Consider the following 13,611-nt stretch of genomic DNA (forward strand, 5'->3'; position numbering starts at 1 on the left):
ATATGTAGTATCAAGTCAGGCAATTTCACTATTTTTGAGCCACTTAAAACAACAACACAATAATGAACACAAATTCATTTCAATTAAGACATATAGGTCCTCGTGTTAAAGACCAAGACCAAATGCTTAAAACGATTGGTGTAGAGAGTTTAGACCAATTGATTTATGAGACTATCCCTGACGATATTCGCTTACAAAAAGAGTTAGATTTAGCTCCTGCAATGAGTGAATATGAATACTTAACTCGCATCAACGAGTTAGGTGCTAAAAACAAAGTTTTTAAAAGTTATATCGGTTTAGGATATCACGAAGCAATTATACCTAGTGTAATTCAACGTAATATTTTAGAAAACCCAGGATGGTATACTGCCTATACACCTTATCAAGCTGAAATAGCACAAGGTCGTTTAGAAGCCTTGTTAAATTACCAAACAATGATTTGTGATTTAACAGGAATGGAGTTAGCAAATGCTTCGTTATTAGATGAAGGTACCGCTGCTGCCGAAGCCATGGCTTTATTATTTGATGTTCGTGAAAGAGCACAAAAGAAAGCCAACGCAAACAAATTCTTTGTTTCAGAAGAAATTTTGCCACAAACTTTATCAGTATTACAAACACGTGCCATTCCTATCGGAATTGAATTAGTAGTTGGTAATCACCAAAAGTTTGATTTCTCAGAAGAATTCTTCGGAGCTGTCGTTCAATACCCAGGTAAACACGGACAAGTTTATGACTATACTGAATTTGTAGCAAACTGTAACGCAAAAAACATCAAGGTAGCTGTTGCTGCTGATATTTTATCTTTAGTAAAATTAAAGGCTCCAGCTAAATTTGGTGCAGATGTAGTTGTTGGTACTACTCAACGTTTCGGAATTCCGTTAGGATATGGAGGTCCTCATGCAGGGTTCTTTGCTACGAAAGAAGCATACAAACGTAGTATGCCAGGACGTATTATTGGAGTTACGAAAGATGTTGACGGTGGTCGTGCATTACGTATGGCATTACAAACACGTGAGCAACATATTAAACGTGAAAAAGCAACTTCTAACATTTGTACTGCACAAGTATTATTAGCAGTTATGGCGGGTATGTATGCAGTGTATCACGGAAAAGATGGATTACAATATATTGCTGACCGCGTTCACACAAGTACTACAACCTTAGCGAAAGCTTTAACCGATTTAGGTTTCAAACAAAAGAACACGTCTTATTTCGATACTATTTTAGTTGAAGTTGAAGCTAATAAATTACGTTCAGTAGCTGAAGCGAACGGAATCAACTTTAACTATATTGATGAAAACCACATTTCAATCTCTGTAAACGAAACAGTTGGTTTAAAAGAAATCAATGCTATTGTTGATTGTTTCGAACAAGCTTTCAATATCACAGATATTACGGTTACTGAATTTACTACAACGGATGTAATTCCTGCTGGGGTAAAAAGAGCAACTTCTTTCTTAGATAACGAAGTATTCAACACGTATCAATCAGAAACTGAAATGATGCGTTATATCAAAAAATTAGAACGTAAAGATTTAGCGTTAAATCACTCGATGATTTCTTTAGGGTCATGTACCATGAAACTAAACGCTGCTTCTGAAATGTTACCATTGAGTAATCCACAATGGGGTAATATCCACCCATTTGCTCCTTTAAATCAAGCAGAAGGATACCTAATCATGTTAAAAAACCTTGAAAACCAATTAAACGTAGTTACTGGTTTTGCAGGTACTTCTTTACAACCTAACTCAGGTGCACAAGGGGAGTTTGCTGGTTTAATGGTAATTAGAGCTTATCATGAAGCAAACGGAGATACAAACAGAAATATCTGTTTAATTCCTGCATCAGCTCACGGAACCAACCCTGCATCGGCTGTAATGGCAGGTATGAAGGTAGTAGTTACCAAAACTGATGAAAAAGGAAACATCGACGTAGAAGATTTACGTGCTAAAGCTAAAAAACATAAAGATAATTTAGCTGCTTTAATGGTAACCTACCCGTCTACTCACGGAGTATACGAAAAAGCAATTAAAGAAGTTACACAAATTATCCACGATAACGGTGGACAAGTATATATGGATGGTGCAAACATGAACGCACAGGTAGGATTAACCAATCCTGCTACCATTGGTGCTGATGTTTGTCACTTGAACTTACACAAAACATTTGCGATTCCTCACGGTGGTGGTGGACCAGGTGTAGGACCAATTTGTGTGGCACCACAATTAGTACCGTTTTTACCAACCAATCCAGTAGTAGCTACAGGTGGTGATAATGCCATCACTGCTATTTCAGCAGCTCCTTGGGGTTCTGCATTGGTATGTTTAATTTCTTACGGATACATTACTATGTTAGGTGCTGACGGATTGACAAATTCTACCAAGAATGCTATTTTAAACGCCAACTATATTAAAGAGCGTTTAAGTGGTCATTACAGCACTTTATATACTGGTGAAATGAACCGTGCTGCTCACGAAATGATTTTAGACTGTCGTGAGTTTAAACAAAATGGAATTGAGGTTACTGATATCGCAAAACGATTAATGGACTACGGATTCCACGCGCCTACTGTATCATTCCCTGTAGCTGGAACGATTATGGTGGAGCCAACAGAATCTGAAAGCGTAACAGAATTAGATCGTTTTTGTGATGCATTAATCTCTATTAGAAAAGAGATTGCTGAAGCGAGTAAGGAAAACCCTAACAACCCGCTTAAAAATGCACCTCATACACAAGAAATGTTAACTGCTGATGAATGGAACTTACCATATTCTCGTAAACAAGCAGCATTTCCATTAGAGTATATTGCAGACAATAAGTTTTGGCCTTCTGTACGTCGTGTAGACGATGCTTTTGGTGACCGTAACTTAATTTGTTCTTGTAATCCTATTGAAGATTATATGGAAGCGGAAGCTTAATTATAAATAAAAAAAAGCCCTCGAAATTTCGAGGGCTTTTTTTATGCTACTCTTACGATTCTTTCAAGCGGAATGATAGTAGATTCTTTTAGTATTACTGATTTATCAGTAATACCCCAAACAGTGGTTTCTACTTTCTTTAAACCATCCACATCCATAAAAAATATTTTTACCTTTTCTCTTTCTAGATTTCCTAAAGACAGAGCTCGCTGTAAATCTAAAAAACGATTTACCACTGCTTTCTTTTTATTTAACACCTCTTCTTTTGGAAATTTTAAGAACTTAATTTGTTCTTTTGCTACGGTTATAAAACCTGTGTTTGTAGTCATATTATTGGGGAATTATAGGTTACTACTTTGTGATAATTAGATTTAAGTTATACTACATAAATCTCATCGCCAATGTATACATTCCAAACTTCAATTACAAATAATTCAAACAAATAATATAAATTTTAATTTTTACAACAAAACACATCCTGTAAATTAAACAATTAACAACAAAATAGCTTAATGATTAAAAATAAAAAAAACCAACATTTAGAAATTATTCTCTTGAATAAGATTTAGCTTCTCTGAACCTCACGGTTTCTCCTATCTTCGGAATGACACTTATTAATCGTCATAGCGAGGAGTGATAACGACGCGGCTATCTTTTGCTCGACTAACAGATTGCTTCACTGCGTTCGCAATGACAATAAATTAATCGTCATTTCGAACTGAAGCAACGCGGAGTGTGAGAGATTTCAATAATAAGAGTTACTTCACTTCATGAGATTTAGCTTCACTGAACCTTACGGTTCCTCCTATCGTCGGAATGACACTTACTAATCGTCATAGCGAGAAGTGATAACGACACGGCTATCTTTTGCTCGACTAACAAATTGTTTCACTGCGTTCGCAATAACGAAACATCCCGTCTTCTCGAACTGAAGCAACGCGGAGTGTGAGAGATCTCAATAAGAGGAATTACTCTACCTTAATTTTATATATTTGGAAACAAATTTCTATGTAGCAGTAACCTCAATTTTTAATGATATATCTTTCTGTAATTATACTCGTAGGTGTTTTTTATATATTCAATAAAAATACCTCAACCTCAAATTGGAAACAACCTACTACTCCATTCCCAAACAAATGGAGAATTATTCTAACTAAAAATGTAGCTTTTTACAACGCATTAAATTCTGATGAAAAAAAACTCTTCGAATTCAAAGTATTTGAGTTTATATTAAATCATGAGGTTATAGGAGTCGACGTTACGGTTACCATTACTGATAAACTATTAATCGCCTCAAGTGCTGTAACTCCTATTTTTAATTTTCCTGAATGGCGCTACCCTAATATCAAGAAAATTATATTATATCCTGACATGTTTAACAAACATTTTGAAACAGAAGGAGATAATAATAGAAGAATATTAGGAATGGTAGGTAACGGATATTTGGAAGGTAAAATGATTTTATCAAAACCGGCATTACATTTAGGCTTTACCAACGAAACAGATAAAAAGAATACTGCCATCCATGAATTTGTGCATTTAATTGATAAATTGGATGGTTCTATTGATGGAGTACCACAGGTTTTACTAGAAAAACAATACAGTATTCCGTGGATAGAATTAGTCAATAAAAAAATTGAAGAAATCTACAACAATACGTCTGACATCAACCCTTATGGAGGAACCAATAAAGCAGAATTCTTCTCGGTTGCCAGCGAATATTTTTTTGAACGCCCTAAACTATTAGCAAAAAAACACCCAGAACTCTATCATTTATTAGAGCAAATCTTTAAGCAAGATATGGATGACATGAACTTACACTTAAAACGTCTTGACATTTCCAGAAACGATCCTTGTCCTTGTGATAGTGGTTCAAAGTATAAGAAATGTTGCGGAGTGAACTAAACCTTCTCCTCTACTCGTCATTTCGAGGGAGGTACGACTGAAAAATCTTCAGAAAAGAGGACACTCCCTTCATGAGATTTAGCTTCGCTGAACCTTACGGTTTCTCCTAACACCTAATGAACGTCATAGCGAGGAGTAAAAGCGACGCGGCTATCTTTTTTTCGACTAACAGATTGCTTCACTGCATTCGCAATGACGAAACCATATTGTCATCTCGAACTGAAGCAACGCGGAGTGTGAGAGATCTCAATAACAGGAGTTACACCTCGTGAGATTTAGCTTCGCTGAACCTTACGGTTTCTCCTATCGTCGGAATGACACCTAATAAACGTCATAGCGAGGAGTGATAACGACGTGACTATCTTTTTCTCGACTAACAGATTGCTTCACTGTGTTCGCAATGACAATAAAATTTAATGACTCATATTCTGCGTGTTATATCTCTTTTATTTTTTTATATATTTGAAAGAGACAGAAAAAAATACTTAAAAACAATTAACTAACCCCTAAAAACCAACTAACTATGAAACAAAAAATTTTATTCGTACTAAGCCTACTATTCGGATTAATGTTTATCAACTCTGGACTTAACAAGTTTTTAAACTACATGCCCATGCCTGAAAATCTTCCTGAAAAGATGATGAGTGCTATGACCGCAATGATGGAAATAGGCTGGTTAATGCCCTTAGTAGGATTTGCAGAAATTTTGGGAGGTCTCTTATTCATTATTCCTAAAACAAGAGCTTTAGGTGCTGTAGTTATTTTTCCTGTAATGATTGGAATTATGCTTACACACATTCTTCAAGCTCCTTCAGGACTTCCTATAGCTTTAGCATTATTTGCTATCAACCTTTGGGTCATTTATGAAAATCGTGAGGCTTATCAACCTATGATAAAATAATTATTTAGTGTGTCATTTCGAACTGAAGTGTAACGGAAAGAGAAACCGTAAGGTTCAGCGAAGCTAAATCTCAAGGATAAGAGTTACTAACCTCATGAGATTCCTCCTATCGTCGGAATGACACCTAATAAACGTCATAGCGAGGAGTGATAACGACGTGGCTATCTTTTTCTCGACTAACAGATTGCTTCACTGCGTTCGCAATGACGACAACTGAAGTGTCATTTCGACCAAAGGGAGAAATCTTAACCTTAGGAGCTGTTAGTTTCATGAGATTTCTCGCTATCGCTCGAAATGACATAAAAAATGACGTTTATTATAAATCAATCTCTTTTAACGCTTTAATGTTGTTACGCTCTAAGAACGCATCAATGGTTTCAAAGTGTTCTATGACACGTTGGTCTTTAAATTCAAATACTTTTTGAGATAAGCCTTGTAAGAAATCACGGTCATGGGATACTAAAATCAACGTTCCGTCGAAGTGTAATAAGGCTTCTTTAATTACCTCTTTTGATTTTAAATCTAAGTGGTTCGTAGGCTCATCTAATATCAATACGTTTACCGGTTCTAACAAGAGTTTTACCATTGCTAAACGGGTTTTCTCTCCTCCAGAAAGTACTTTTACTTTCTTTTCTAAATCATCGCCCGAGAACATAAAACGTCCTAATATATTTTTGATTTGCGTTCGGATGTCTCCTTCAGCAACCTCATCTACCGTTTGGAAAATTGTCAATTCAGGATCTAATAACGAAGCCTGATTTTGAGCAAAGTAGCCCACTTTAGCATTGTGCCCTAAACCACATGCTCCTTCAAAATCTATTTCTCCCATAATTGCTTTAATCATGGTTGATTTTCCTTCTCCGTTTCTTCCTACAAACGATACTTTTTCTCCACGAGCTATCGAAAAACTCGCGTCTTTAAACACAGTTAAGTCATCATATTTTTTGGTCAATCCTTCCACTTTCACAGGATAATCCCCTGAACGTGGTGAAGGCGGAAAACGCAGTTTTAATGCCGAAGTATCTACCTCATCAATCTCTACAGGAACCAATTTTTCTAACATACGCTCACGCGAAGCTACTTGATTCGTTTTCGAGTAGGTTCCTTTAAAACGCTCTATAAATGCTTTAGTATCAGCAATGAACTTTTGTTGTTCTTGGTAGGCTTTTAACTGATGTGCACGACGCTCTTTACGCAATTCTAAATAGTGCGAATAGTTCGCTTTGTAATCGTGAATGGTTCCCATCGTTACCTCAATGGTTCGGTTGGTAATATTATCAATAAACGCTTTGTCGTGCGAAATTACCACTACCGCTTTGGCTTTGTTTAATAAGAAATTTTCCAACCAAATTACCGATTCGATATCTACGTGGTTGGTAGGCTCATCTAACAAAATTAAATCGGGTTTTTGCAGTAAGATTTTTGCCAACTCAATACGCATGCGCCAACCACCACTAAACTCTGAGGTTGCTCTTTCAAAATCTTCTTGCTTAAATCCTAATCCTTTTAAAGCCTTTTCTACTTCTGCTTCGTAATTTACCTCTTCTAATGCGTAGTATTTTTCGCCTAAATCCGATACACGTTCGATGATTTTCATATAATCATCCGATTCGTAATCGGTACGAGTTTCTAATTGTTTGTTGAGGTCTTCCATTTCTGCTTTCATAGCAAAAACCGATTCAAATGCTTTAGAAGCCTCTTCTTTTACCGTACAATCGTCTTCCATTAACAAATGCTGCGGTAAATAGGCAATTACGGTATCTTTCGGACTACGAACGCCTCCTTTCGTAGCTTTGGAAACTCCTGCAATAATTTTCATCATGGTGGATTTTCCTGCGCCATTTTTACCCATTAAGGCAATTTTATCGTTTTCGTTTATTACAAACGAAACGTCGCTAAACAAGGTGTTACCACTAAACTCAACCGTTAATTGATCTACCGTAATCATACAAATAATTTTAAGCGGCGAAATTAGCAAAAATGGTGTATACCTTTGATAAAATTTTGGTATAACCTGAGTTTTATAAATTAACTAAAATCAATGGGGTGTCATGTCGATAGCATTAAGTATGAGTGATGAGAAATCTCAACAATAGATGTTATTCACTTTAATGAGACCCCTCTTTTCAATTGGGATGACGCTTTCTAGTGATCTTTAAAGGTAAAAACCAATACTGTTTACAGCTGCTTACTCATACTACAACTAACAAAATTCTACTTTTAAGTATTGGTTGATAGTTTTTTCTTGAGCTTTTTTAATGTTTACACCGAGAGCTTTTATAAAATCTGTTGAGATTTGAGGCTACGGCTAGCACCGCTGTCAACTTTTTTACGTGTGTTATTAATTTATCTATTGCCGTAGTATTAGCGACCCATGCCGTAGTGTCTTCAGAGCACGCCGTGATATCAACGACCCATACAAGCTTTTATGATAGCTAAAACTACTTTTATTACCTAAATAATTAAGCTTATGGGATTCCATAAGAAAATTAAATTATTATTGTTAAGTTCGTAAAAGTATAAACAAGTTAGCGGCAATTAAAACAAACAAAACGCATTTGACAAAAAACCCAAAAATATATTTGATTGATAAGAATAAAAGGTTGATAAAAGGAATTGTCGACACGGAAAAGATTATTCAAAAAATTATCAATACATCATTCAAAAAACTGGGAATTGCTCAAAATTTTAAATCTAAAAACCTTAAAAGAACTACAAAAGGAGAATTTACTTATTTCCTATACCTTTACAATTCGAAAGATATTGTCTCTGATTGGGAGGAATTCTTGCCTAAAAGTCTTACACAAGGAGAAGACTTTATCCAGCAAAAACTTTCTCTAATACTTTTCGTAGAAACTGAACATCACATTTTTTGTGTAATTGGCGGTAATGCTTATCAAATAATCCTTCCGTTTATAGACCAATCATTTGGTCTCTCAACTTATGCTCGAATTATGCAACCAGAAAAGGATGAACTTGCATCTATCAAATCGAGAGGAATTACAGGGACAAGAGCTGGACTAAGTGAACAATTCAGGAATAACTATCGAATTATTGATTTCATAAAATTTGGTAAGGTACCAAAAGAAATACATTTGAGATTAAGTCAAGAAACAACAGATTTATATTTCAAATTTCTTAAAAGTAAAAAAACAGATAGAATTCAATTTTTTGTAGGTAGAGCTTTTCAAATTAAAAAGACGATTGATTTTAAGACTCTGCATAAGATTATAATTGAACTTGGATATATAATGGAGTTAGTACCATCGGACTACCTAAGTTCTTACGAAGAAATTACTGATGAAACATTTAAAGCAAATAGATTACACCCAGAATTGATCACGCGAATTTTCAACGACACGGAGAATTTGGGAAAAAGAAATCAAAATTCAGGTACAACATTCGAACACGATTTTTGCAACCCAAATAATATAGAAAAATTCTATGAAGCTGATATCTATAAGCTAAAAGCGAAGACAGAAAATGGAGGCTATAAAATTTTTAAAATAGTATCAGATAGAAATGAAATTTATGATGCGGTTCTAAATCGTGCTGTAGAATTATATGGTGTAAATGATAGGTTTAAATTTATGGTTTTTATACAAGGCGTTAGAGTTACTTGCCATCAAAACAATAAAAAAACCGTTGCTTCAAGCTTTTTATTTCATATTTCTACAGAGTTTCCGATTGATGGCAAACCAGTTTTCTTAGTAGACACTAAATGGTATCATTTGCGAGATTCATTTGTTGAGGATTTAAAAAATAACACAAAGCACGTTTTAAAGACATATTCTGCACCACCAAAAATTGTAAATCTACCTTGGGATAAACAATTAATCAAAAAAGAAAAACACTATAATTTGCTTTATGACAAAATCCCGAATTATATTGTTATAGATACTATAATAGAAGACGGATTAGAACTCTGTGATATACTACATTATGACAATAGAAATTTATATTTAATCCACGTCAAATATGGTTTCAAATCTGAAATGAGAGAATTGACAAATCAAGTAATTATCTCGGCAAGAAGATTAATAAAAACATTAGGTACAGATGACAAATTAATACTGGAAAAGATTTATAAAAAGCTAAAAAAGAAAAAGAGAAGCGTTGATGGATTATCGTTAGACGAATTTAAAGATTTATTTGATAAAAAAATCTCTTTTGTTTTAGCTTTCACTTCTCACTTGAAGAAAGATTTGGATGTTTTATCTAATATTGAGTCGTTTGATTCAAATATCGCAAGATATTCACTAATACAATGTTCAAGTGAAATGAGAGCAAATTATTTTCCAATGCTTACACATCAAATTATGAGAAAATAACTACCGCTAACAATGGCTATAAGTAATTGCTTGTTATCGCCTACTTACGAAAGCCCTCGCAAACTTTCTATCTGCTATTTATTTGCTAACTTTAGTGCTTAAACACGCAACGAAATTATACATAATCACATTACAAATAATTTATGCTTGGAACATTTAAAGAAAAAGTTGAATTAATAAAAGAATTAGATATTCAAAATAAGTATGTTTTTTCCGAAAAGGCATCTTTAGATGATATTCTTATTTTTGAAAAAAAATATCAATTAAAACTACCTGAAGATTTCAAAGATTTTGTAACTAATGTTGCAAATGGAATTAAGGACAATGAACATAATGAGGTAATTTTTGACGAGACAAACTTTACAAATTATTTTGCTGACCTTGATGATGAAAGTCATAATCCTTATATAGAGTTTCCCGTTGTTGAAAGAACAAAAGACTCAACTAATGAATTTGATTATGACGAACTAACTAATGGGTGTATCAGTCTTGCTGGAACTGGTTGTGGCAATGGATATGTATTAATAATTAAAGGAAAAGCAAAGGGGCAGGTATGGGAAGATGAATTAGCATCAAATTCAGAAGTAATTCCTAAATATAATAATTTTAAAAGATGGATTGATCCCAAACTTGACAACATTATAAGAGAACTTAAGCCAAAGAAAAAAGTAAAAAAGAGTATTTGGGAAAGAATAATAAACTATCTGTAATACCTGATAAAATTAAAAGTTTAAACACATAATTAATCTTCTTACATAAAAATTAACTGATATTTTGATAAAGACTTTGAAACACATTAATATTCTATTATTGTTTTTAATATTTAGTTGTTCGAATAATAAAACAAAATTGAATGATAACAATAATTTAGCACAGAATATTGACACTATTAGATATTCTTACGATGGATTTAATAATGGTTCAAGGCTTGATCTGTTAAGTGATGGGAGGTTTATAAACGAAAATTATGTGTTTGGTTGTACTGGTGGTGGAGAAAGAGAAAAAGTATTCGGAACTTATAAAATGGATAATATAAACTTAAAATTGAGTCCTAAAACAATAGAACTTACCGAATATCCAATCGAATATCCTTTTGACAGGAAATCAAAACCAAAAACGACTAATATTAATTATGGAGTTGATTCACTTAAAATTAAAACTGAATTTCAAATTGTTACTTGGGAAAATAATAAATACCTTCTTTCTAGTTTTTATGATTATGGCTGGAGTCTTGAAAAGGAAAACGATTACATTAGATTCGCTAATCATTTAAATGTAGGTCTAGAACCTAGTACAAACGGAATGTATCTATCCAAGAAAAGTAAAGATTCAATAAAATCAGAATTTAATTTAAAACAAATTCCTGAAAAGTGGCAAGAGTTTTTTTTAACACAACCTATTTCAGCCAAAATAAAAAGTTTTAAAAAAATAACCGACCCGTACGATAACGAAAATTATTGGTGGGAAATAGAATTAGATAAAGGAAAGAATGACAAAATGAACAACCGTCTATCAATGACTACAAAAGATGATATGATTTTTTTAGAAATCGATTCTGTTTTAACAAATCGTAGTTTTGGTGTATATCGTCTACCTGATTTTGACCATAAAAAGTATCCTATTGGTACTGAATTAAGAACTAAATGGAAATAAATACGTTTACTAGCAATGCATAAGCTATATAAACCTTTAATGTAAAATCTTAAACAGTAATTCTTTAAAATATTGACATAATTTATCAACTTTAAAAATCATCAACTAAACAACAATACAAAATGACACACCCTTCTTTTTTACTTCGTTTGGCAGCTGCCATTATTTTACTAACTCACAGCATTCCCGGAATGTTTGACAACGGAATCAACGATTTTGGTAATTTGTACTTAAACCCAATGGGGTTTGCGCCTTTTGGTGTTTTTATCGCCTGGTCTATTAAACTATCGCATCTGGTTGCTGCTTTTTGTTTGCTTTTCAATAAGTATGTTAAATGGGCAAGTGCTGTTACCATATTTGTACTTATCGCAGGAATCGCCATGGTTCATTTTAAAGAAGGCTGGTATGTAGTAGGTGGCGGGAGAAATGGTGTAGAGTTTAGTTTTTTATTAATTTTTGTGTTATTAACATTGATGTTTCCTAACGGATTATCCTTTAATCAACTAAAAAAGAGTGAAAGCAATGCGACAACTGAAAAATAAGATTCAAACATTCTTAAGTCTTGCCTTATTAACTGTTTTGGTGGCTTCATGTTCAAACCCTAAAAACAAGGCAACACAAGCTAGCAACGATATAAAATCTGTTGAACTTAAAGACTCTATAGGTAGTGCTAGCAGTAATCAGTTTATAAGTCAACACTATTTACATGAAAAAACATACGGCCGTTATAATTTTACAACCGAACAGCAATGGGATAGTCTGAACAACATTTCTTACAAACCCATAGTTCATAAAAAAGGAAAAGTACACCCTGATTATCGCACATTTGGATGGCATGTATATTCCAACGGTTCTTCTTATAAGAGTTACAACTTTTCTCTGCTTTGGGGAATTTCGTACTTTTCATACACCGTTGAACCCGAAACGGGCAACTACAAAAGCATTCACCAATGGAAAACTACTCCGTTAATTGATAGTGCCAAAGTGAATGGTTGTAAAGTGTTTCTTACCGTTTCTAACTTTGGAGTTGAAAACAATGCTGTGTTCTTAAAAAACTCAAAAGCTCAAACAACATTGATAGATAAGGTAGCCGAATTACTTGCGTTAAAAAATGCAAATGGCATTAATATTGATTTTGAAGGAGTTGCCAAAGAAGACAGAAATCGCTTTACGCAATTTATCATTCAGGTTTCTAAAAAACTAAAAGAAAAGAATCCAAACTATATGGTTTCTATATGTTTGTATGCTATTGATTGGAACGATGTTTTTGATATACAAGCTATCAATCCGTATATCGATTTTTATACCCTAATGGGGTACGATTACTACGGTAGTTTTAGCAAAACTACAGGACCGGTAACACCTTTTAAATACAGCAAAACATTCGGAAATGGTTTAGAAACTTCTGTCAATTATTACAAAAATAAAGGGGTACCACTGAATAAACTAATTGCGGGACTTCCTTATTACGGAGCAGAATGGTATACAAAAAATTCTGAAATGGGTGCTAAAGTAACCAAATTCAAATCGCATCCTCGTTACAATACTATACGAGACATTTACATTGATTCCTTACAAATTCCCATCAAATTTGATTCTAAAAGCGCTTCAAGCTATATGGTTATTAAAGACCACAACGATGAGTATAGACAGTTGTTTTTTGAAGATGTACAATCTCTTTCAATGAAATACGACTGGATAAAAAGCAATAAAATAGGCGGTGTCGGTATTTGGGCTCTGGGCTATGACAATGGGTACTCTCAACTATGGGATTTGTTATCTGAAAAGTTTTCTAAAGAGTAAGAATTTCTACTATAGAACAATAAAAAACTCCAAGATTTCACTTGGAGTTTTTTATTGTTTTTAACATTCATGTTTCCTAACGGATTATCCTTTAATCAAC

Annotated in this window: 10 protein-coding genes; 8 read left to right on the plus strand and 2 right to left on the minus strand. The window is 33.8% G+C overall.

From position 1 onward, the window contains the following. Positions 1–62 precede the first annotated feature (62 nt). Positions 63–2,918: an aminomethyl-transferring glycine dehydrogenase gene (gene gcvP / locus DFQ07_RS08535; RefSeq protein ID WP_133535874.1), complete on the plus strand. Its 2,856-nt coding sequence runs from the start codon at positions 63–65 to the stop codon at positions 2,916–2,918. 41 nt (positions 2,919–2,959) lie between these two features. Here the strand turns inward: gcvP and DFQ07_RS08540 are convergent, their stop codons facing one another. Continuing rightward, positions 2,960–3,247, minus strand: coding sequence for a hypothetical protein (locus tag DFQ07_RS08540; RefSeq protein WP_133535875.1), 288 nt, complete (start codon positions 3,245–3,247; stop codon positions 2,960–2,962). A gap of 703 nt (positions 3,248–3,950) precedes the next feature. Between DFQ07_RS08540 and DFQ07_RS08545 the strand changes: the two genes are divergently transcribed. Then, positions 3,951–4,823, plus strand: coding sequence for a M90 family metallopeptidase (locus DFQ07_RS08545; protein ID WP_133535876.1), 873 nt, complete (start codon positions 3,951–3,953; stop codon positions 4,821–4,823). 523 nt (positions 4,824–5,346) lie between these two features. Next, complete coding sequence (locus DFQ07_RS08550; RefSeq protein WP_133535877.1) at positions 5,347–5,724, plus strand: DoxX family protein; 378 nt, start codon at positions 5,347–5,349, stop codon at positions 5,722–5,724. Between the two features lie 316 nt (positions 5,725–6,040). Here DFQ07_RS08550 and DFQ07_RS08555 read toward each other — a convergent pair whose 3' ends face one another. Next, positions 6,041–7,672, minus strand: coding sequence for an ABC-F family ATP-binding cassette domain-containing protein (locus DFQ07_RS08555; protein WP_133535878.1), 1,632 nt, complete (start codon positions 7,670–7,672; stop codon positions 6,041–6,043). 610 nt (positions 7,673–8,282) lie between these two features. On the opposite strand from DFQ07_RS08555, the gene DFQ07_RS08560 reads away from it, so the two are divergent. The 5 genes from DFQ07_RS08560 (at position 8,283) to DFQ07_RS08580 (ending at position 13,511) form a co-directional block, all read left to right on the plus strand. After that, the gene (locus tag DFQ07_RS08560) at positions 8,283–10,055 is read left to right on the plus strand and encodes a DUF6119 family protein (RefSeq protein ID WP_133535879.1); all 1,773 of its coding nucleotides are present in this window, start codon (positions 8,283–8,285) and stop codon (positions 10,053–10,055) included. A 143-nt stretch (positions 10,056–10,198) separates the two neighbouring features. After that, complete coding sequence (locus DFQ07_RS08565) at positions 10,199–10,765, plus strand: SMI1/KNR4 family protein (protein ID WP_133535880.1); 567 nt, start codon at positions 10,199–10,201, stop codon at positions 10,763–10,765. A gap of 139 nt (positions 10,766–10,904) precedes the next feature. Further along, a complete protein-coding gene (locus DFQ07_RS08570) occupies positions 10,905–11,708 on the plus strand; it encodes a hypothetical protein (protein WP_133535881.1) in 804 nt (267 codons plus the stop codon). A 122-nt stretch (positions 11,709–11,830) separates the two neighbouring features. Further along, complete coding sequence (locus DFQ07_RS08575) at positions 11,831–12,250, plus strand: DoxX family membrane protein (RefSeq protein WP_133535882.1); 420 nt, start codon at positions 11,831–11,833, stop codon at positions 12,248–12,250. Beyond that, on the plus strand, positions 12,231–13,511 hold the full coding sequence (locus DFQ07_RS08580; protein WP_133535883.1) for a glycosyl hydrolase family 18 protein: 1,281 nt from the start codon (positions 12,231–12,233) through the stop codon (positions 13,509–13,511). The genes DFQ07_RS08575 and DFQ07_RS08580 overlap by 20 nt, the downstream gene beginning before the upstream one ends. Positions 13,512–13,611: the final 100 nt, after the last annotated feature.

The sequence above is a fragment of the Tenacibaculum caenipelagi genome (genome assembly GCF_004363005.1).
Lineage (GTDB): Bacteria > Bacteroidota > Bacteroidia > Flavobacteriales > Flavobacteriaceae > Polaribacter > Polaribacter caenipelagi.

Bases quoted from the DNA above. Each gene is read 5' to 3' on its own strand.
- DFQ07_RS08555 (WP_133535878.1), bottom strand. From the start codon at position 7,672: ATGATTACGGTAGATCAATTAACGGTTGAGTTTAGTGGTAACACCTTG.
- DFQ07_RS08580 (WP_133535883.1), top strand. From the start codon at position 12,231: ATGCGACAACTGAAAAATAAGATTCAAACATTCTTAAGTCTTGCCTTA.
- gcvP (WP_133535874.1), top strand. From the start codon at position 63: ATGAACACAAATTCATTTCAATTAAGACATATAGGTCCTCGTGTTAAA.
- DFQ07_RS08565 (WP_133535880.1), top strand. From the start codon at position 10,199: ATGCTTGGAACATTTAAAGAAAAAGTTGAATTAATAAAAGAATTAGAT.
- DFQ07_RS08545 (WP_133535876.1), top strand. From the start codon at position 3,951: ATGATATATCTTTCTGTAATTATACTCGTAGGTGTTTTTTATATATTC.
- DFQ07_RS08540 (WP_133535875.1), bottom strand. From the start codon at position 3,247: ATGACTACAAACACAGGTTTTATAACCGTAGCAAAAGAACAAATTAAG.
- DFQ07_RS08550 (WP_133535877.1), top strand. From the start codon at position 5,347: ATGAAACAAAAAATTTTATTCGTACTAAGCCTACTATTCGGATTAATG.
- DFQ07_RS08575 (WP_133535882.1), top strand. From the start codon at position 11,831: ATGACACACCCTTCTTTTTTACTTCGTTTGGCAGCTGCCATTATTTTA.